The organism is Streptomyces sp. NPDC054932, assembly GCF_053610205.1.
The window spans coordinates 19239-37371 of the sequence record NZ_JBSGXU010000073.1; the positions used below are offsets into that span (position 1 = coordinate 19239).

Below are 18133 nucleotides of genomic sequence, written 5' to 3' on the forward strand. Positions count from 1 at the left end.
CCGTCTGTCCGGGCGGCCACCGCGCCGGCACGGCGACGGGCGCACGCCATGACGGTGGGTCCGGTCTTCACTCCGCCGCTGGGCTGACGTCCGATTTCGACCGACGGCTTCCACGAAAGGGATGGTGAGCCGGCATGCTTGAGATCCGATGTGAGATCGACACCGAGTACCGCGGTACCGAGGCGCTGGCCGATCTCGCCTGGCGCTGGCTCACCGAAGGCGCGGAGCGCCTGGAGGGAGAGTCCTTCCCGGCGGTCCTCGATTCCACCGGCCAGGTGGAGGAGTCGCTCAAGAAGTCGGTGCCGTGCGGCCCGCCCGGGTCGCTCTGGGGCTTCCTCAGCGCCCACATTGTCGGTCGAGGGCGGGTCAGCAACCGCTCCCGGGTGCTGACCCGCAGGAACCTGCCGATGCTGCGCAAGTGGCTGGCCCTGGACGTGCAGCTGGCCGAGACCGCGGTCTACCGGCTGGACGACCGAGGCATGCCCGGTGAGGAGCTCCTGCGGATGGGTGTCGCGCGCGACGAGAGCTCCAGGGACTGGGTCAGGCTCAACGCGGTGACTCCTGAACGGCGCTTCGGGCCGGCGGCCCAGGCGAGCATGACGGAGCTCCTGCGGGACTTCTCGCAGGAGGTGGATCCGTCCTACGCCCAGGTCGGCTACGGCCTGTCGCTGGGCCGCACCGAGCACGAGGAGCGGGTCGGCCCGCCGCTGCCCTCCATGTCGCTGCCGGACTCGCGGAGGCTGCTGCGCGGGTACGAGTGGCTGATGGTGATCCCGCGCGAGATCGCCCAGCAGCTCGGCGGCGGCGACGGCATCTCCGCAGCCGGTGACTTCCACCGCGTCGAGACCCTGCGTGACGGCGCGGTGCTGCTCCAGGTCACTGCGGAGTTCGACGGCTTCACCGGCGAAGCGATCGAGCGGACGTGGCAGCTGGTGCGCCCCGCGCTGAGGACTGGGATGCCCAAGCGCTTCGACTCCGACCGGGAGGGCCCGCCGAGCCGGATCTGGTACGCAGACATCGCCTGACCCCAGAGCCGACGAGGCCGGGGACATGCGGACCGCACGTCCATAGCCCCTGGGTATCTGTTCGGCGATGGTCACCGTCGGGCGTCCGGGGCTGAGGCACTTGAACCGGCGGACGACAGGGCTGTGTTGGCGGGGCGGTGCCCGGGGCGGCTGCCGGCCCGGGCACCCGTTTCATGTCTTTACTCCATGAACTGGAAGGTCCACGCCTGGCTTTGGTTGCTGACGTCGAGTGGCCTCAGGGCGATACGGGGCGGGAAGATCCGCAGCAGGCTGAGGTCCAGGGCCAGCTCCTCGCCGTCGACGGGGCCTCCGGGGACGACGACGTGGAAGGTGTGCGGCTGGGCGCTCTGGTAGAGCGCCCACTCGCGGGGCTCGGGGTATCCGACGACCGGCTTGTTCAACTCCGGGTCGCCGTCGTAGGAGACATAGGTTTCGCTGCGGAGGTTGCGGATCGTGTAGTTGCCGTTGTCGAGTCTCTCCAGCTGCCATTCCTGCTCGCCGGGGTTGCCGGTGGGCGGGAGCAGGACAACGGGTGTCTTGGGTTCCGATGCCCCGTCCAGCAGCGTGAGCAGTTGCTCGGGAGGGCGGGTGATCGTGTAGGTGCCGTTCGGTACGGGTGCCATGGCCGACTCCACTTGTGTCGTGCGGCGCCCGCGCGGGTCGCCGCTGATCTTTTGGGCCAGGCGGATCCCTTCCCTGCCGACGTGCCACAGAGGGCCGGAAAGGCTCTGCATCACTCTTCAGGGGGACAGCGGATGCGCGCCTGTGTTCGATCTCTCCCTCCGGTGACAGTTGCTCTGCGGATCCCTTGGCCGGTGACAAGTAGCGTGCCGATCCGGTGACAACCACAGCGCCTCACCGACGCGAGAACGCAGGTCGACAGCTGCTTCTGGTGACACCTACCGTGCGTCGGCACAGAAGTTCGCACCCCGGTGGCCGGGGTGCGGAACCGGTAAGGTGTCCGGTCGTTGAAGGGCCGGGTGCACGCCGTCCCGGGCACGCCCTGCCGTTCTTCTCGGCCTGCCCGGGGCGGGCCCGGGTCCTGGTGCCTGACGCTTTTCCGTTCCTTGCCGCTGTCGCTCGGGGAAGGATGTCACCGCGAGCGGTGGTGGCAGCGTCAGGTGCCAGGACCAGATTCCCGGGCTGCGCTCCAACCGGCCCGGGCACCGTTTAGGGTCGTGGCCGGCCCGCGCCGATATGGCGTGCGTGGGTGAGGCCCGGTGCCCAGAGCGCTCTGAGGGCAGCAGTACCACCGGGCCGCCCCAAACCTCACCGGCCGCCGACCGGTTCGTGTCCGACTCCAGCCCCGCGAAGACCGGCGGAACGCGACAGGACAGCCGGCTCTCACACCCGTTGCGCGGTGGTGGGGTCGGCGTGCCATTCACGCCCGCCGCGGCTCCGGCGAGATGAACGCCACCACCTGCCGGCGGCGGCCGCCGGGCGGGTCGGAGGGAGCCTCCCATGCGGGGTCGATAGCCCGCAGGATCCCGACCCCTCCTGCACGCGTCCTGGACGCGCTCCCCGATGTCGGTCCGGTTGATTATCTGCCGCCCCCGGTTTCATTCGTGCGGGTGGCGGCGGACGACGACGTTGCAGTCGGATACCCCGGACATGTCCCCTGCCTGCCGGCACCCGGCACGGCGTACCGCGGCCCCCGCGCACTCCGGACAGTCCGGAGCGGGTTCGGGATCGCGCCGGGGGAGCGTCACGTGCACCGCGTTGCCCTGACTGCCGCCTGGTGCTCCGGGCCTGCTGCCGTACGTCATGCCGCTCACCGCTCCTCGACCGTCCACACGGCGCCTTCGACGTGTCCCCTGCACGGAACCGTCGGTGATCTGATGCCCCCTCACCAGGGGCATCGGTAGGGGCAGGATGAGGATATGGACCTCGGGGACTTGATCAGAGACCTGCGCACCGCGCGAGGATGGTCGCAGGGCAGGCTGTCCGACCAGATCAACGCCCGGTACGGGACGGCCCTGACACGGGACTACGTGTCCCGGTGAGAGCGGGGTGCGGTCACGCCGGGCGCCTACTACCTGCGGTGCCTGTCCGTGGTACTGGACGTACCCCTGGCCGTTCTTGAGAGTCAAGTGGACCGACGTGAGTTCCTCACCGACGCGGCCGGCGCCGCCATAGCCCCCGTGGTGGCCTCCAACCTCCTCACCGCAGGATTCCGCCGCCCGCCTCACCGGCGGCCCCTCCACGGAGGCATGGGAGGCCAAACTGGCCGTCTACGGTACCGAGTACATGAGCCTGGGCGCCGTCGACATCCAGCGCCGCGTCAGCGCCGAGCCCGTCACCGTGCAGCAGCAGCTCGACAACCCTCGCCTGTGGTCGGTCGCGGCCCGCCTGATGACCCTCTACGCGAAGACGTTTCCGGGGTCGGACGGTGCGAAGGCGGTGCACTGGTACCGGATGGCCGCGAAGGCCGCCGACGCGCCTCCGAGGACCTCGACACCCGCGTCTGGGTCCGCGGCCGCGCCGCGATCGCCCTCGGCTACGAAGGCGCCGCCCTCCCGATTGCGGACGTCCTCGCCGACCAGACCATCGGACCAGCACCGGCCGTTCTGGAGCGGAGGGAACATGCCGGTCGGGGGTGCCCGCACGCACCGGGCACGACGGCTTCTCGTTCGGCCGGATCCGGGTGCGGCGTCACCGGCGGCTGCCGTCACCGGGGAGGGTAGCGACGCCGGATTCCTTCGGCTCATGCGACCAGGCGGGCAGTTACTCTACTGGACGGACTCGGCCACCGGCTGCCTGTCGCAACGCGGTTTCCAGCCGATCACGAGCCTCGGTCTGAGCGGCGATCCGTCGGTTGAGGACCGCCAGCCGTTCCTGCGCGACCCGCAGGCCCTTGTCCGAGGGCGGTGCCGCAGCCACATCGCCATCCAGACATGGCAGGAACACCCGCACGTCTTCCAGGGTGAGCCCGGCGGCCAGCAGATGGCGGATGTTGCGGACTCGCGCCACGGCCCGTTCGTCGTAGACGCGGTAGCCGTTGGAGGCCCGTTCGGAAGAGATCAGTCCGGCCTGCTCGTAATGCCGCAGCGCTCGAACAGTCGTCCCAGTCGCCCTGGCCAGCTCACCGATCCGCATACGTCCCACCTCCCGGGTCACTCCTATCACGCCACGACCGCTCCGCCGTCGACCGGGAGTACCACGCCAGTGACGAACGACGCACCCGGGGCGGCGAGCTGGGTGATTGCCCAAGCCACCTCCTCGGGGCGACCGACCCGGGCCAGCGGGGTGTGCGCCAGCTGCCACTCCCGCACTGCGGCCATCTGCTCCGGCGTCAGGCCCTGGTGCTCGCCGATGGGGGTGTCGATCGCGCCGGGGGCCACTGCCGCCACCCGGATCCCGCGGGGTGCCAGCTCAACCGCCCAACTGCGGGTCAGCAGCTCCAGAGCGGTCTTGGTGGCTGCATAGACCGAGCTGCCCGGCCAGGCGCGCTGCCCCACCGACGTACTGACATTGATGACCACCCCGCGCGACGCCTCCAGGAGCGGTAGCGCGGCCTGAGCCAGCAGGATGGGGGCGACGAGGTTGGTGGCGAGCTGAATTTCGATCATCTCTGGCGTCAGCGTGCCGAGGGCGCCGCTGCGCACGATGCCTGCGTTGTTGACCAGGACATCCAGTCGGCCGTGTGTCTCCAGCACGGCCCGGATGATGCGGTCCGGCTCGCCCTCGGCGGTGATATCGGCGGTCAGCGGCGTGATCCGGTCGTGCCTGGCCGCGGTCCCCTCGAGGGGCTCGGCTCGCCGCCCGATCGCGACCACGTGGGCGCCCTCAGCGGCGAAGGCGCGGGCGGTGGCCCGGCCGATCCCGGTGCCGGCTCCGGTGACGGCGACGATCCTGCTGTTCTGTGCTGCGGTGCTGTTCATGCCGGTAAGCGTGCAACCCTGCCGCCAGCGGCAAGGTCAAGCAGCGCCTGACGGGCACTACCTGTGCCTGGTTCACCCCTTGCTGATCGCGCCAGTCGGCGCCGTGGGCGTGGTGGCCGCCGCTCTGGTGGCGGTGTTCACGGTGGTCCTCTCCGGCCGCCGTTGCAGACGTGCCGCCGCGAGGCCGGATACCCGCGTACGCCGCTTCGGCGGAACGCGCAGGGGCGTCCGTCGTTGACGGGGGTGGGACGCACACCGCTTCCGGGTTCCCCGACCTCGGGAGCGGCCCCGTGGTCCTGGCATCTGGGTCCCGCTCCTACCCCTCCGCTGGGGCGGTGCGCATCGCGGAGTGGCGGTGCCAGCCCGGGAAGAGCGCCTTGCCGTGGGCGCCGCGGGCCGGGAGCCCATGTGAGGTGGGCTGCCGACCATCCGTCCGCGGCTACTGCACCTTCCACTTCAGCGATTCCTGGTAGTAGCCCTGGGAGTAGGTCACCTTCCCGACCTTGGCACCCGCGGGGATCAGGTACGGGGCGCACCGGGTGTGGCTCTCGCCCTTCTTGAAGACCGATTCCCCGTCGTCCTCGACGCAGTCCTTCGGCCTGCTGCTCAGATCCCCGAATACGAGCAGGGGGGTCGCCTTGGAGCCGCTGTCCGTCTCGGCACCGATGTCCTTCATGATCATGGGGCCCTTCACCGGTTCCCCGCCCACATGCCGCGCGTCCACGTACACCCACGCCACCTTCTGACCCGCGAACTTGCCGTCCTTGAGCTCCTGCAGATCCTCCGGCTTTCCCTCCACGACCTTCTGCGGGGTGATGAGGAACTTCCCCGTCTTGTCCCACCTCGTGATCTCCTGCTCCTTCTGGCTGGGCTGGCCGAGCACGAGTTCCTGCGCGCCCGCCGCGGAGCCGGACTTGGCAGCCCCACCCGACGAACCGCCTGCGGTGCTGCTGCATCCCGTCGTCAGGGCCACACCGCCAAGGAGAGCGGCGGCCACCAGGCCCATGCGCCGCGGGCGTCGAATACTGTGCCGAGTCGTCATTGCTTCCTGCCATCCGAACGCGAAACCACTGGTCGTGGCCATCGTCCACACACTACTTCGGCCGTACGACAGCGACCGGAGATCCTCCCGCCCTGCGGGCACCAACCCGCCGGCGACTGCCCCCGCGTAGAAGTACGGCGGGGTGCGGTTCGCGGAGGCGTGGGGGAGTCGTGACGTTCTGGACGTGGTACTCGTCCGCCCGAATGTGGTGGCGGAGGTCAGCGCCGATCGGGCCGTTGACCGGGGTGTTTTCCGGCACCCGCTCAGGTTCCAGCGGCTGCGCATGGACGTGACCGTGGACGACGTCCCGCGGTTTTGGCCAGGGTCCGGCTGCGGCGCCGGCGCAGGAGTTTCGCGCGCAGGCGGAAGCTGCCGCGAAGGCGGCCGTGCTGCTGTGGCCTGGCCAGCGCCCCGCCACCGGGGACACCAGGCCGTCGCTGCCGTGGTCGTTCTGTCGGCCTTGCTCCGTCTGTTGGGGTGTCAGGCGGCATGGTGTATCTGCCATATGGAGATGCCGTTGTGCTCCTCTGCGACATACGGCGTGCCGTCCGGGCCGAAGGCGAGTCCGTGGGGTTCGCGGTTGCGGTGCGTGAGCGGGTGTTCGGTGATCGTCCCATTCGGGGTGACGGAGCCGATCCGGCCAGTGGCCCGCTCGGTGAACCAGCAGGTCCCGTCCGGGGCGACCGCGACGGCGTGGGGGCGGCAGTCGGCTTCGGGCAGCGCGAATCCGGTGATCTCCACGCCTGCCCTCCCGGTCGTGAGCCGTCCGATCCGCCCGGCGCCGATCGGGTGATACGCCGCCATGAACTGTCCGATGCCGGGCGGGAACTCATACGGGCCTTGCCCCCGGGTTTTGGACACCGGAGAGACTCGGATCTTGATGGTCCAGGAGAACGGAGTCTCCGTGGGGAAGAAGCATTATCCCGCCGAGTTCAAGGCGGACAGGTCGCGTTGTACCGGTCGAGGCCGGGAGCGACGATCAGGTCGGTCGCCGGTGATCTCGGGGTGAACACCGAGACGTTGCGGAATTGGATCAGGGCCGCCGACGGCCGCCGGCCCGGCGCCCACTCCGCACCGCCGGCCGCCATGCAGACGGGCGGTGACGACGTTCAGGCGGAGCTGGCCGAGGCACGCAAGAGGATCCGTGGGCTGGAGGAAGAGCGCGACATTCTCCGCAAGGCGGCCCGGTATTTCGCGACGGAGACGCGCTGGCGAACCGCTGCCGGTTCGTTGACGACCACCAGCGCCGCCACGGCGTGAAGCGGCTCTGCGACATCCTCGGCCTCTCCCGCTCGAGCTTCTACTACTGGAGCCGCACCGCGGATGCAAGAGCGGCCCGGCAGACCGCCGAGGCCGGGCTCGCGGCCCGGATACGCAAGGTCCACCAGGACTCCGACGGCGTCTACGGAGCCCTCAGAATCACTGTCGAACTCCGCGACGAAGGGATACGGATCAGCCACAAACGCGTCGCGAGGATCATGCGGACCATCGGACTTGACGGGGTCCCGTCTGCGCCCGCCGGCATCAGACCACCGTCGCGGACCATGCGACGCTTAGGGCGCCGGATCTGATCGGACGTGACTTCACTGCGGTCGTGGTGAACGCGAAGTACGTCGGCGACATCACGTATCTGCCGGTCAGCGGCGCGAAGCCGCTCTACCTCGCGACCGTCATCGACCTCGCCTCACGACGGCTGGCCGGATGGGCAATCGCCGATCACATGCGAGCCGAGCTCGTCACCGATGCCCTGGCGGCCGCCGAGCGAACCCGCGGGAGCCTGGCTGGAGCGATCATGCACACCGATCACGGTTTGCAATATACGAGTAGGGCCTTCGCTGAAGCCTGCAGGTCATCCGGGGTCCGGCAGAGCATGGGCGCGATCGGGTCCAGCGCAGACAACGCCGCCGCGGAAAGCTTCAACGCCGCCTTCAAGAGGGAGCCGCTCAAAGGCCGGAAGGCATGGTCGAGCGAGCGTGAGGCCAGGCTCGACGCCTTCCGCTTTCCCGCCGAACACTGGATCCACCTGCGGACCACCAACCCCATCGAGTCGACCTTCTCCACAGTGAAGCTACGGACCAAGGTCACCCGCGGCGCCGGCAGCCCGACCGCCGCCCTCGCCATGGTCTTCAAGCTCGTGGAGTCCGCCCGGGCACGCTGGCGTGCGGTCACCGCACCCCACCTCGTCGCCCTCGTCCGAGCCGGCGCCCGCTTTGAACATGGTCAGCCGGTCGAGCGGCCCGCGCCCGCCGCGGCCTGACCGAGCTCGACGGTCGACGAGCCGCTCGCTCAAGCCGCGGGCGGCCAAGCGATCAGCTTCAGATTCGTGGGGGTCGGATTCCTCACCAGACACCGCAACGTGAGCTGCCTGCGACGTAGCCGAGGTGTCCAACCGTGGTGGAGCAACGCGTCTCGGATGGCTCCGGCAACCAACCCCGGTGCGACCACCACGCCGTGCTCAACCCACGTCACCATGCGCTGTCCATCGACTTCCTCATGCAGGACGACGATCACCACGCCAGGCTCGTCGTTGGGCGCGACCACCCAGCGGTAGCGCTCCCCGTCGACGACAACAACCCGAGTTCCTTTTTTTGCTATGGCCATGCAATGCAGCTTTTCAGGTGTTGTATCGCCGCACCAGCTCGCGCGGAGATCGACGCTGTGCCTCTGTCGGGGCGTCGTGCAGCACGGCGGGACCTCAACCGATCCGGCGCCAGACGTCGACTGAATGTTGCCTCACACCCGCAAACTCCAGCCTCTATCCCGACGCGCTTCACACCTCTGACCAAGGGCAACCGATCCACAAGTATTGACAGTTGCTCCATCCTTCTCCTTGCCGGCCACACCGACTGGGTACGGACAGTGGCGATCGCAATGGACGGCACATGGCTCGCCACCGCCAGCTACGACAAAACGCTACGGGTATGGGATGTTGCGGAACGACGTACCGTCGCCGTCGTACGAGCCGAGGGGGAGCTGTACTCGTGTGCTTGGGGGGAAGTTGATCACGAGCTGGCAGCAGGAGGAGAGCGGGGCGTGTACCTCTTCGCTCTCCTCACCTGATCTCCGTACTTATCAACTCCCGGATGCTGGGCAGTTCCGCCCGGCGATGCACTGTGTGCAGTTCCTCATCCTTCCGGCGGGGTGTCGGCGTGGCGCGTGTGCCTGACGGTCGGGAAGGGGCGGCCGGCCCTGTCCCGTATCGCGCCGTACCGCAGGCGCTCTATCGGCATGCGGGGCGGCGGATGTGTACTGGAGGCCTGCTGCATCGAGGGGGAGGCATGCCGCACACGCCGGATCCGGGAACACCAGAGTCGACGCATGAGGAGGAGCCCTGGCTCAGCAGTGACGAGGTCGCGAAGCTGTGGCCGGTGCGTAAGGACTGGCTGTCGGGTGTCGCCTATCGTGCGGATGTCCGCGTCCGCAGGGTCGGCGGGAAAGACCGGGGCACCTGGGGGGCGGAGCCGACGATCTATTACTTCCATCCGGGAGACGTGCACAGGGCCGCGCCGGCCATCGCCGAGGGACGCGTCGACATCCCGTCGGACTGGCGCACCGACACGCCCGACGGGCGGCGGGCGGAGTTCTGGGGCATGTTGATTGCCCGTGTCGCCGGCACGCTCGTCATCGCGGTCCTCCTGGGCGGGATCTTCCTCATCCTGGGCACAGTGATCTTCTTACTGACAGTGGAATGATCACTAGCGCCGTAGCCGACGGGCGTGAACGGAGCCGGTCGCGGTACCGGTGACAGAAGCGCTGCTGAACGAGCATGTGTGACAAGCCGCGTGCCTCGTTGGTGACAACCACGCTGCTTCGTTCGGTCTCGTTCGCCACGTCATCCGGCTCTGCCGGTGACAACCACGAGCTTCGGCTCAGCACCCGGATGCGAGCACTCTGTCCGGGTGCGGCTCACACCCGTATCAGCGCGTCAACGCCGGGCCGCACCTGGAAGAGGGGTGCAATAGCGGCTGTGGGGAGCTGCCTTCGGATGGGTTGCTCCCGGCCCCGTGGCGCTGTCGACCGCGGGCAGGTCCGGCAGCCGTCACACGTCGCCGGTCACCGCCCCCGGTCGGCAGCATCACCCTTTCCGGCTCCGACCGGCCACCGGTCACCGGATCCAGTACAAGGCGGCTGCCGGGCTGCCGGGCTGCCGGGCTGCCGGGCTGTCGGCCTCCGGCCTGTCGGGCACCTGCTTTGTGCCTGGCGTGCCTGGTGTGCCGGCCACCGGCAGCGTGACGGCGCGCTGTCAGCCCGCCGGCCCCGCGACCTGCGGGGGTGGGGCGTCGGTGGGGCGGTCGAAGAGGACCAGGAGCCATTCATCGCCGCGGGTCTCCACGGTCAGGCCGGCTGCGCGGAGCGCTGCGGCCATGGCGAGGCCGAAGGCGTGCCGCAGCCCCGCCAGATCGTGGGGCGAGGGGCGGCGGCCGCGGCGGGAGCCGCGCCGCCGGGCGGTGGGCTGATGTCTTCGGGCAGCCAGCCGACCACTCCGCGCGCGTGCCGGATCGGGTGCACGCCTTCGGAGCCGGTGGCGATCTCCTCGCCGGCGTCGGACAGCACCGCGCGGACGCGGGCCAGCATTTCCTCGCCCTGATCATTCACGCGGAGGCCTTCTGCGCCCGCAGGAGGCCAAGTGCCCGCAGGACGGCGTTCAGGTGTGGATGAGGCTGTTGGGACCGTCCTGGCCGTCGGCGGTCTCCTCGTTGAACCAGTGGTCGCCGGCCGCGAGGTAGCGGAAGGAGTGGCTGCGGCCTGTGGGCAGTTCCACGGTGACCGCCCGGTTGCCGTCCTTGCGCGGAGTCAGGGCATGAACCCCGGGACGCCAGTCGTTGAAGTCACCGACGACGCTCACCTCCGCCGCAGGGGTGTCGGAGGGCAGGACGAATGTGACCCTGGCCGTGTTCTTGCGAAGGGCGCGTTCCAGCACGAAAGGCTCCTGACAGACAGGGGGAGCGGGGGTAGGAGTCCATGCTCGGTGCAGGACCGGAGCCGTGCGCACTGACGCCGCCGCTGGGTCACCCGGCCGCCGCACGCTGGCTTCGTTCATGGAGAACGTGGCACGCGGGCGCCGGCCCGCCATGTGCGCAGCTCGCACGCGGCAGGACCGCAGGCGTGTAGGGAGAAGGGCCACCGATGCGCGCCGCGTTCGCCGAAGGGGCGGTCCGCCGGTGCGGACCGCCTCCTGATGTCGGCGCGACGAAGGGCGCGCGGGCTGTGGGACGGGGTGCCGCGGCCCCCGATGGTGCGGCAGGTGCGCCGCACATGTGTCACGAGGACGGGCTTTGTTCCGGCCGGGCGGGGGTGTCTTCGCGCGGGAGCCCCCGGCCGGAAGTCCGGCCGGGGGCTCCTGTCGTCGGCGGGGTGGGTGTCGGTGGCGGCGGCGGACGCTGGTACCGCTGGTAACCACCGCCGTCGACGCCGCGGCAACCAGCGATGCCGCCGCGCGCAAGAGTCCGGTTTCATCTAGTTTGGGCCGGGTTGAGACACCCCATCAAGGAGTTCACATGGCTGACAAGGGAAAGATGGACCAGGCCAAGGGCAAGGCCAAGGAAGCCGCAGGCAAGATCACCGGCAGCGACCGGCTGAAGGCTGAGGGCAAGACGGACCAGGCCAAGGGCAAGGCGAAGGAAGCCCTGAGCGAGACCGAGGAGCGCGCCCGCGGCATCCAGGACTCCCTGCGCGACAAGCGCGACAGGACCTGACACCGCCCGGCGAGTCCCTCGCGGCTCGCGGGTGACCACGATGCGGCCCCCGGCGCTCCGGCGTAGCGGGGCCGCGTCATGTTCCCGGCGCGGCCCCGCGCCATCCGCCCTCCCATAGGCAGAGACAAATGATGCGGGCCCCCACCCCCTGTGGCACGTTCGGAGCGGGGAGGTTCCGGATCCCCCTTTCACGTTCTCCGCACCGATGCCGCACGCACGAGAGAGGTCCCCCTGATGGACGGACACGACAAGGACATCCCGGTGGCCGAAGTGGTCGTGGCGGTCGGCGACTGCTCCGAGGAGGACGCGCACGCCGTCCTCGACCTGCTCGAACGTTCCTTTCCCGCAGAGCCCGGGGCGGCCGGAGCGGCGCAAGGCGGCCGGGCCGTGACCGTGTGGAGCGCGATCCTCGACGCGGCGAAGCCGGCCGAACCGGCCGAGCGCCAGGCGGCACCCGTACGGGTGAAGGACGCGGTCAGCGTCACCCTCCAGGGAGGCCCCCGCGCGGTGCAGCGGGTACAGGCCGCCCTCGACGGCAACTTCACGGTCGAGGACATGGGAGCCGTATCGGGCGACCAGGAACGAGAGGTCGCACTCCGCATCCGCTCCTGAGGCATCGTGCGCGGCCGTCCGGCCACGCACGCCCCGTGTACGGACGCCGACACCGGGCACGCGGGGGGCATGACCGTACCCAAGACAGCCGTTCTCGTCCTCGACAGCGCCGAGCCCGAGCTGCTGGCGCAGTTCTACGCCGAACTGCTCGGTGCCTCGGCAGGACCGGCACCGGGCGACGGGGAGCTCCTCCTCATCACCGGCGGCACCGGAGTAGTCCTCGGAGTCCGCCGGGACCCCGACCACATACCGCCGAGCTGGCCGCTCCCGGAAGGTTCCCAACAGGCCCACGTGTGCATCCTCGTGAAGCAGCGGAGCCTCGACGAGGCCGAGCGCGAGGCCGTGGCCCTGGGGGCGCGCCCGGTGGCCGCGGAGGACGACGGCAGCCTGCCGGGCAGCCGGACCACCCTGCGGCGCTACGCCGACCCGGCCGGCCACGCGTTCACCCTGGCCGTCATTGACGAAAACCTCACCGCCGCGAGCTTGACCGACCAGCGCTGAGCGGTGGGGCGGCACTGACAGGCCACCCCACCCCTATCCGGCAGCCCAGTCCACACCCAGCTCGGCGAGCGCAGCGCGCTGCGCCTGGTTGAGCCGGTCGCGGCGCTGTTTCTGGTTGGCCAGCCACACTCCGACGCGGTGGATGTCACCGTCGGGCATTTCCTGCACACTGGCGCGCCCCGGTAGCCGGTCTTCTCGCGCGGTGTACTGCTGGAGGGCCTCCAGACCCGTCTGGAACGCGGTACCGCTCGCGCGCGGCCCGGTGGCCGTGGCGGTTTTCGCGGTCGCCTGGCGGGCCCGTGGGGGCTTGGTCACGCCGAGTTCGGCGAGCCGGTGCTGCTGCTCCTCGTTCAGCCGGCCCCAGTCCCGCCGCTGCGTGGCGGTCCAGCGTCCAATGTCTTCACCGTGCAGGGTCACTCCCGGCACGACGTCCTCGAGCCGCGCACCGGTCGCCAGGACCTGCTTCAGGTACGCGTAGTGGCGTTGCCAGTCGACCGTCCACCCCTGCTCGCGGGGGTTCCAGTCGGGGTCGATGGCGGTGAGCGCGGCGGCCCGCCGGCGGGCCCGGTCGGGGTCCTTGCCCAGTCCGCCGGGGCGGCGGATGTTCGTGAGGTACTGCCCGATCGCGATGTCCAGGATGGTGGCGTGCCGCGGCGCGGCCAGCGTCCCGTGCAGCTCGTGGTAGGCCCGCGCTGCGCCGAGGTTGGTCTCGAAGCCGTGGTCGGCGGTGTCCCAGACGATCCCCAGCTCTTCCAGCTCGGCCGCCCGCTTGCCGGTCATGGCCCCGGCCCGGTAGGCGCGCCTCTGGTCGGACAGCCACCGCCCCAGCGGGAAGGCTCCCTCGGCCTCGACGTGCTCGTAGGGAACGTCGAGATCACCCTCGCGCGCCCGGTAGCGCAGCGCGGCCTCCGCGCCCCGGCGCCAGTCCTGCCGTTCGGTGTTGATCACCTGGTAGCTGATCCACTTCGCGATGAGCGCCGGGTCGCGGGGCGCCGCGAAGCGGAGCAGCAGCCGGGACTCCTCCTCGCCCTCCCCAGGCACCTTCCCGACCGGCACGGACGGGTTGACGACCCTATTCTGGTTCTCCTGCGGAATAGCGAGCATTTCTACAGCTTTTTCATCGTGCGCCCGCAACCCTTCCAGGACCCGAATGAGAGGGTGGTACGAATTCGAGGAAAGCATGTCCTCTGGCTTTTCCCCGGGCGCGAGGAAGACGGGCACGACCAGCGTGGCCGTCTTGCCCTGGCCGGGATGCTGGCGCAGGGCGCGGCCGATGGCCTGGACGATGTCGACGGCTGATCCCTTGGGGTCTACGAGGGCTACCGAGTCCACGCTTCTGATGTCGACGCCTTCGCCCAGTACCTTGCAGTTGCTGAGTACGGCGCGTCCGGCCCGGCGTCCGAAGTCGGCGAGGACCGCCTGTCGGTGGGTGCTTTCGTGTTCCCCGCACAGCCACCCCGACCACACCCGCTCCGGATGCCGCCCCGGATCCACCGCATGCAGCCGGCGCGCGACACGGTCGAGCCCAGCCGCAAAGGCCTCCGCCTCCACCGTCCGATGGTGGAACGTAATGGTGGTCTGCAGCCCGTGGGCGGCCATGGTCTCCAGCAGCGCGGTCTGCATCGCAGCGAGGCGCTCGCCGCGCAGCTGCTCCTCGTACCGCTCCACGCTGTTCAGCCGGTCCGGGGTAACGACGGGGTCGGCGAGTTCCGCCACCACGATCTGGTACTTCGCCAGAAGCCCGCGGGAGATAGCCGATGCGAGCGACAGCTCGTAGACGACCGGCCCGAACACCTTCTCGTCGTCCATCGAGCACGCCAGCTCCTTCGGCAGCCGGTCACAGCGCGGCCGACCGACGTAGACCCGCCCCTCTGCCTCCGCTTCTCTGCGCTCCTTCGCCTCCGCGAGCCGACGCGCCTCCTCGGCCTCTCGCTCTTGCGCCTGAGACCGCGGCGGACGTTCCATCCAGATCCTCGGCGTCGCGGTCATGTACAACCGGCGCATCGCCGGGATCACGTCCTGGCGGTGGACATCCGCCCAGGCTTTCCCCGCGGAACCGGAGGTGCGGTGCGCCTCGTCGACGACGACCAGGTCGAAGACGTCCATCGGCAGCCCGTACGCGCCCTCGTGGGCCTCGGCGATGACGGGGAGGGAGGCGTATGTGGCGTACACCGTCACCGGGCCGCGCCCGTGCCACAGCCCCAGCTGAGGCGCCGACGTCGTCGTCCGCACGCCGAGCTGCCACAGCTGCGGGTCGTCCTCCAGCGAGCAGACCGCGACCGCGGGCCCGGTATGCCCGGCGAGCCGCCACTCCCGCACCGTCTGCGTCAGGAGGTCCAGGGTCGGCAGGAGGACCAGGACCCGACCGTGCCGGGCGAGCCGGAGTGCGGCCGCAGCCGCCATGACGGTCTTCCCGGTCCCGCACGCCGCTACCACCGTGGCCCGCAGTCCGGCCTCGGGAATCCGCTTCCCCGGCGGAATGTCCAGCCCCCGGACGATCGACTCGACCGCCTCCTCCTGGTGAGGCCGCAGCACGATGTCACCCGTCTTCTGCATTCGACGCTCCACGGAATTTCATGCGGCGGTGAACCCGCCGGTAGGAGGTGGCAATATTCTCGGGGTGCTACACAGTGCATCATACTGACCCCCAGGCTGATGCAACCCTGCCCCGGGAGATCAGGGGTACACCTCTGGCCGAGCCGTGGGGCAGGCCCGCCGGATCCGGATCCGGATGTGTGGGGGGAGGGATTTCGGGGAGGGAAGCACGGCACGGGCGAATGAGCCGATGGAAGGGGGTAGCCGATGGGGGCAGCGTTGATCACCCTTGGGGCTGCTGTGGCGGGCGGCCTGATCACACTGATTTCGGTGCTGCTGACGCAGCGGAGCGCGGAGCGCCTCCGCAGAGAGGAGCACGAGCGTGCGGACCGGCACCGGCTGGAGGACCGCAAGCACGCTCGGGACAGTCAGCTCCTCGAGGGACGTAAAGCGTCCTACGCGAAGATGAACGCAGCAGCTCGTACGGCAAGGGACGCGTTGGTCTCATGCAGTATCGAACTCCAGGGGACCGGGGGAGTCGAGCCGGGGACACTCGCCACCCTGGACAGTGTCTGGGCAACCTACGTTTCACAGCACGCAGAAGCTCACATGACCGTGTCCGATGAGGTACTCGATGCGCTGGGGCCGGTGAACGGCTCTCTCCGTCAGACGTACGGCCTGGTACAGAAGCTGTGCAAGGGCACGCCCGACCGGGAAGCTGCCATGGGTGAGCTGGAAAGACGCACGGGTGAGTTGTGGGACCGGTTGACCTTTCTGCGGGATGAGATGCGAAGAGACCTCGGCATCACCTCCAGTACACGTCGGCCTGACCTGCTGCAAGATCCCGGCTGGCTCCCCGCCCAGAATCTCAATCAGAGCCCGTCACCCCCCTCCCCGTAGCCAGGCATCCCCCTTCTTCTTGCTGCGGCCGCGGCCGCAGCAGCGGGCCCAGGTCCTGGAGGGCGGCCGGCGGCTCACGGGGTCAGTGGGTTCCCTCGTTGCCGTCGTAGGTGGGGCCGGGGGTGCTGCCCCATGTGCCGTCCTGGGGTCCGCCGCTTGCTCCGATGACCCAGAAGCCGGTCAGTGAGATGACTGCGGGTGCCATGGCCAGGGCTTTGATCCATTTCCCCAGGGCATCTTGGACGCCTTGGGCGGCAGGGCTGAGCATGATGACGGCGACGGCAACCCATATCACCACGCATAGTGTCGCGCTGATGATCGTCCATCGCTTGATCCGGCTCATGGCGCCCCCACTCGTTCTTCATCTCATCTGCCGGTCCATCATGCAGGCGCCAGCCCCGCGACAGCGGGGCCTGGTCCTGGAGGCGGAGCCGGAAGGACCTGAAGGGGTGGGAGCGTCAGCGGACACCCCTTCGATGTCCGAGCCTGCGCGGACATCTGGTGGCGCGCAAGCGCCACCGGGCCGGCGGCGCTTGCGCCGTCCCTTCACTCTGGATGTCCGCATGTGGGCGTCCAGAGATCGGCCCGCACGGGCATCTGGCGGAGCGTCAGTGGAGTTTGTCTGGAGTGCAGCCGTGGGGGCGTCGCTCCGGGCAGGCCGGCGCTGAGGGGTCTGGCAGGGCGGTCAGCCCAGTTCTTGTGCCTGGCATGATCTTGTTATGGCTATCACCGTCGAGTTTTTCGTTGCTCCGGATGATGTGACGGCAGCCGGGACGGGTCCCCGGTATCGGGGTCACGGCCTCCCGGCGGTCGTGTTCGAGGGGTTCTTCCCGGATGAGGCAGTACTGGAGTGGGAGAGCCTGTTTACCGGCGAGCCCATCGACAGTTGTGCAGGGGGAGCCGCGGATGGTGGTTCCCATAGCGAATGACGGTTTCGGAGTGTTCGAGGTGGGCGCAGGCCTGCGGGCCTTGCTCGCCGGGGCCGGCACCCTGCGGCTGGGGGAGATTGCTGAGGGGTGGGCGGCTCTCGATTCACGCGTGGACGATGAGGTCACGCGTGAGGAGGCTGCGGGCATTCTTGAGGCAGTTGGGGTGCTCGCCCGGGAGGCGGTCAGGGCTGGATGCGGCTTGTACTGCTGGTACTTCGCTCCCTGAACACGGGTGTGGGGTCGTGTCGGAGGAGGCCGGCTGTACGGCGGGGTGTGCTTTGCCAGGCATGATGCACCGGGACCGGTTGCGTCGGTCGTCTAGGCTTCTCCGTCCTGCTCCGCCCGATGGGAGACGGCTGGCCCGGCTACCGGATCATGCACTCGAAGCGTCACCCAGATCGGGTGTGGGCTCGGTTCGGGTTGGGGTGGGGAAGTTGCTGGACGGGTTCGAGCTGTGGCTGCGCAAGATCGTGGGGCCCCTGTTCGTGGGCGTGGGCCTGTGCGGTGTCGGGGTGGCTGAGGAAGGCTGGTGGCTTCCCTTCCGGCTGCTCTTCGGAGTCATGGGCATGGCTGCGTTCTGGGAGTGTGTGAAGGAGACATGGAAGCTGGTGCGTAGCAAGGAGTCGGCCAAGGCGCAGTTGGACCGGCTGGAGGATGAAGCCAGGCGGCAGTAGGCAGAGCCGCCCCCCGCCCCTTGAATCGGGTTGGACGGGGTCGGCGCTGGCAAGCGTTCGCGTGGCCCTTTTCCCCGGCGCCGGTTAGGCCGTGACCACCCCCGCGCAGACCGGGAGGTTTATGCCGTTGGGTTTCCCGTGCTGGTGGCTTCGCCACCGACCCCGTCGAAGCGGACCTTAGCCGGGGCCACTGACACTGCCGCCAGCACCCGACAGACCACCCCCGGCCCCTCGTTGCTGCCAGCCGGCCCGCGGCAGCGGGCCCAGGTCCTGGAGGCGGAGCCGGAAGGACCAGAAGGGGTGGGAGCGTCAGCGGACACCCCTTCGATGTCCGCGCT

General features: G+C 69.5%; 21 protein-coding genes and 1 pseudogene. 11 read left to right on the forward strand and 11 right to left on the reverse strand.

The features are described from left to right. Positions 1-134 precede the first annotated feature (134 nt). Positions 135-1025, forward strand: coding sequence for a hypothetical protein (locus tag ACWGE1_RS20700; RefSeq protein ID WP_453421947.1), 891 nt, complete (start codon positions 135-137; stop codon positions 1023-1025). 179 nt (positions 1026-1204) lie between these two features. Here ACWGE1_RS20700 and ACWGE1_RS20705 read toward each other — a convergent pair whose 3' ends face one another. Further along, positions 1205-1648, reverse strand: coding sequence for a hypothetical protein (locus tag ACWGE1_RS20705; RefSeq protein ID WP_453421948.1), 444 nt, complete (start codon positions 1646-1648; stop codon positions 1205-1207). Between the two features lie 1257 nt (positions 1649-2905). On the opposite strand from ACWGE1_RS20705, the gene ACWGE1_RS20710 reads away from it, so the two are divergent. Beyond that, on the forward strand, positions 2906-3028 hold the full coding sequence (locus tag ACWGE1_RS20710) for a hypothetical protein (protein ID WP_453421949.1): 123 nt from the start codon (positions 2906-2908) through the stop codon (positions 3026-3028). Positions 3029-3385: 357 nt separating this feature from the next. Here ACWGE1_RS20710 and ACWGE1_RS20715 read toward each other — a convergent pair whose 3' ends face one another. The 5 genes from ACWGE1_RS20715 to ACWGE1_RS20735 form a co-directional block, all read right to left on the reverse strand. After that, complete coding sequence (locus ACWGE1_RS20715; protein ID WP_453421950.1) at positions 3386-3610, reverse strand: hypothetical protein; 225 nt, start codon at positions 3608-3610, stop codon at positions 3386-3388. 139 nt (positions 3611-3749) lie between these two features. Next, positions 3750-4121 carry a MerR family transcriptional regulator gene (locus tag ACWGE1_RS20720; RefSeq protein ID WP_266602225.1) on the reverse strand — a complete coding sequence of 124 codons (372 nt, stop codon included), beginning with the start codon at positions 4119-4121 and terminating at the stop codon, positions 3750-3752. Between the two features lie 26 nt (positions 4122-4147). Continuing rightward, complete coding sequence (locus tag ACWGE1_RS20725) at positions 4148-4906, reverse strand: SDR family NAD(P)-dependent oxidoreductase (RefSeq protein WP_453421951.1); 759 nt, start codon at positions 4904-4906, stop codon at positions 4148-4150. 439 nt (positions 4907-5345) lie between these two features. Further along, positions 5346-5879, reverse strand: a complete 534-nt coding sequence (locus ACWGE1_RS20730; protein WP_453421952.1) for a hypothetical protein — start codon at positions 5877-5879, stop codon at positions 5346-5348. Between the two features lie 549 nt (positions 5880-6428). Beyond that, a complete protein-coding gene (locus ACWGE1_RS20735; RefSeq protein WP_453421953.1) occupies positions 6429-6752 on the reverse strand; it encodes a virginiamycin B lyase family protein in 324 nt (107 codons plus the stop codon). Positions 6753-6852: 100 nt separating this feature from the next. Between ACWGE1_RS20735 and ACWGE1_RS20740 the strand changes: the two are divergent. Further along, a pseudogene (locus ACWGE1_RS20740) lies at positions 6853-8205 on the forward strand (IS3 family transposase). A gap of 29 nt (positions 8206-8234) precedes the next feature. On the opposite strand, the gene ACWGE1_RS20745 reads toward ACWGE1_RS20740, so the two are convergent. Continuing rightward, positions 8235-8549: a hypothetical protein gene (locus tag ACWGE1_RS20745; RefSeq protein ID WP_453421967.1), complete on the reverse strand. Its 315-nt coding sequence runs from the start codon at positions 8547-8549 to the stop codon at positions 8235-8237. A 3-nt stretch (positions 8550-8552) separates the two neighbouring features. Here ACWGE1_RS20745 and ACWGE1_RS20750 point away from each other — a divergent pair, with 3 nt between their 5' ends. After that, complete coding sequence (locus ACWGE1_RS20750) at positions 8553-9008, forward strand: WD40 repeat domain-containing protein (protein WP_453421966.1); 456 nt, start codon at positions 8553-8555, stop codon at positions 9006-9008. A gap of 218 nt (positions 9009-9226) precedes the next feature. Then, complete coding sequence (locus ACWGE1_RS20755; protein ID WP_453421954.1) at positions 9227-9640, forward strand: hypothetical protein; 414 nt, start codon at positions 9227-9229, stop codon at positions 9638-9640. A gap of 643 nt (positions 9641-10283) precedes the next feature. Here the strand turns inward: ACWGE1_RS20755 and ACWGE1_RS20760 are convergent. Continuing rightward, complete coding sequence (locus ACWGE1_RS20760) at positions 10284-10544, reverse strand: hypothetical protein (RefSeq protein WP_453421955.1); 261 nt, start codon at positions 10542-10544, stop codon at positions 10284-10286. A 49-nt stretch (positions 10545-10593) separates the two neighbouring features. Next, entirely contained in the window at positions 10594-10869 is a 276-nt protein-coding gene (locus ACWGE1_RS20765) for an isoamylase early set domain-containing protein (protein ID WP_453421956.1), read from the reverse strand. Positions 10870-11446: 577 nt separating this feature from the next. Between ACWGE1_RS20765 and ACWGE1_RS20770 the strand changes: the two genes are divergently transcribed. From ACWGE1_RS20770 to ACWGE1_RS20780, 3 genes are all read left to right on the forward strand, one after another. After that, positions 11447-11644, forward strand: coding sequence for a CsbD family protein (locus ACWGE1_RS20770; protein WP_189747530.1), 198 nt, complete (start codon positions 11447-11449; stop codon positions 11642-11644). 234 nt (positions 11645-11878) lie between these two features. Then, positions 11879-12256, forward strand: a complete 378-nt coding sequence (locus ACWGE1_RS20775; RefSeq protein WP_453421957.1) for a hypothetical protein — start codon at positions 11879-11881, stop codon at positions 12254-12256. A 69-nt stretch (positions 12257-12325) separates the two neighbouring features. Further along, a complete protein-coding gene (locus tag ACWGE1_RS20780; protein WP_385164440.1) occupies positions 12326-12757 on the forward strand; it encodes a VOC family protein in 432 nt (143 codons plus the stop codon). A gap of 33 nt (positions 12758-12790) precedes the next feature. Here ACWGE1_RS20780 and ACWGE1_RS20785 read toward each other — a convergent pair whose 3' ends face one another. Then, positions 12791-15313 (reverse strand): Helicase associated domain protein, encoded by a 2523-nt coding sequence (locus tag ACWGE1_RS20785; protein WP_453421958.1) that lies wholly within the window; start codon positions 15311-15313, stop codon positions 12791-12793. A gap of 246 nt (positions 15314-15559) precedes the next feature. On the opposite strand from ACWGE1_RS20785, the gene ACWGE1_RS20790 reads away from it, so the two are divergent. After that, a complete protein-coding gene (locus ACWGE1_RS20790) occupies positions 15560-16192 on the forward strand; it encodes a hypothetical protein (protein ID WP_453421959.1) in 633 nt (210 codons plus the stop codon). A gap of 82 nt (positions 16193-16274) precedes the next feature. On the opposite strand, the gene ACWGE1_RS20795 is transcribed toward ACWGE1_RS20790, so the two are convergent. Next, entirely contained in the window at positions 16275-16535 is a 261-nt protein-coding gene (locus tag ACWGE1_RS20795; protein ID WP_453421960.1) for a hypothetical protein, read from the reverse strand. A gap of 563 nt (positions 16536-17098) precedes the next feature. On the opposite strand from ACWGE1_RS20795, the gene ACWGE1_RS20800 reads away from it, so the two are divergent. Together ACWGE1_RS20800 and ACWGE1_RS20805 are read left to right on the forward strand one after the other, a co-directional pair. Further along, a complete protein-coding gene (locus tag ACWGE1_RS20800; protein ID WP_453421961.1) occupies positions 17099-17347 on the forward strand; it encodes a hypothetical protein in 249 nt (82 codons plus the stop codon). 208 nt (positions 17348-17555) lie between these two features. Beyond that, a complete protein-coding gene (locus ACWGE1_RS20805; RefSeq protein ID WP_453421962.1) occupies positions 17556-17795 on the forward strand; it encodes a hypothetical protein in 240 nt (79 codons plus the stop codon). Positions 17796-18133: the final 338 nt, after the last annotated feature.

Excerpts from the sequence above, each read along its gene's own strand:
- ACWGE1_RS20700 (WP_453421947.1), top strand. The coding sequence starts at position 135 with ATGCTTGAGATCCGATGTGAGATCGACACCGAGTACCGCGGTACCGAG.
- ACWGE1_RS20705 (WP_453421948.1), bottom strand. The coding sequence starts at position 1,648 with ATGGCACCCGTACCGAACGGCACCTACACGATCACCCGCCCTCCCGAG.
- ACWGE1_RS20710 (WP_453421949.1), top strand. The coding sequence starts at position 2,906 with ATGGACCTCGGGGACTTGATCAGAGACCTGCGCACCGCGCGAGGATGG.
- ACWGE1_RS20715 (WP_453421950.1), bottom strand. The coding sequence starts at position 3,610 with ATGTTCCCTCCGCTCCAGAACGGCCGGTGCTGGTCCGATGGTCTGGTC.
- ACWGE1_RS20720 (WP_266602225.1), bottom strand. The coding sequence starts at position 4,121 with ATGCGGATCGGTGAGCTGGCCAGGGCGACTGGGACGACTGTTCGAGCG.
- ACWGE1_RS20725 (WP_453421951.1), bottom strand. The coding sequence starts at position 4,906 with ATGAACAGCACCGCAGCACAGAACAGCAGGATCGTCGCCGTCACCGGA.
- ACWGE1_RS20735 (WP_453421953.1), bottom strand. The coding sequence starts at position 6,752 with ATGGCGGCGTATCACCCGATCGGCGCCGGGCGGATCGGACGGCTCACG.
- ACWGE1_RS20745 (WP_453421967.1), bottom strand. The coding sequence starts at position 8,549 with ATGGCCATAGCAAAAAAAGGAACTCGGGTTGTTGTCGTCGACGGGGAG.
- ACWGE1_RS20750 (WP_453421966.1), top strand. The coding sequence starts at position 8,553 with ATGCAGCTTTTCAGGTGTTGTATCGCCGCACCAGCTCGCGCGGAGATC.
- ACWGE1_RS20755 (WP_453421954.1), top strand. The coding sequence starts at position 9,227 with ATGCCGCACACGCCGGATCCGGGAACACCAGAGTCGACGCATGAGGAG.
- ACWGE1_RS20770 (WP_189747530.1), top strand. The coding sequence starts at position 11,447 with ATGGCTGACAAGGGAAAGATGGACCAGGCCAAGGGCAAGGCCAAGGAA.
- ACWGE1_RS20775 (WP_453421957.1), top strand. The coding sequence starts at position 11,879 with ATGGACGGACACGACAAGGACATCCCGGTGGCCGAAGTGGTCGTGGCG.
- ACWGE1_RS20780 (WP_385164440.1), top strand. The coding sequence starts at position 12,326 with ATGACCGTACCCAAGACAGCCGTTCTCGTCCTCGACAGCGCCGAGCCC.
- ACWGE1_RS20785 (WP_453421958.1), bottom strand. The coding sequence starts at position 15,313 with ATGCAGAAGACGGGTGACATCGTGCTGCGGCCTCACCAGGAGGAGGCG.
- ACWGE1_RS20790 (WP_453421959.1), top strand. The coding sequence starts at position 15,560 with ATGGGGGCAGCGTTGATCACCCTTGGGGCTGCTGTGGCGGGCGGCCTG.
- ACWGE1_RS20795 (WP_453421960.1), bottom strand. The coding sequence starts at position 16,535 with ATGAGCCGGATCAAGCGATGGACGATCATCAGCGCGACACTATGCGTG.
- ACWGE1_RS20800 (WP_453421961.1), top strand. The coding sequence starts at position 17,099 with ATGGTGGTTCCCATAGCGAATGACGGTTTCGGAGTGTTCGAGGTGGGC.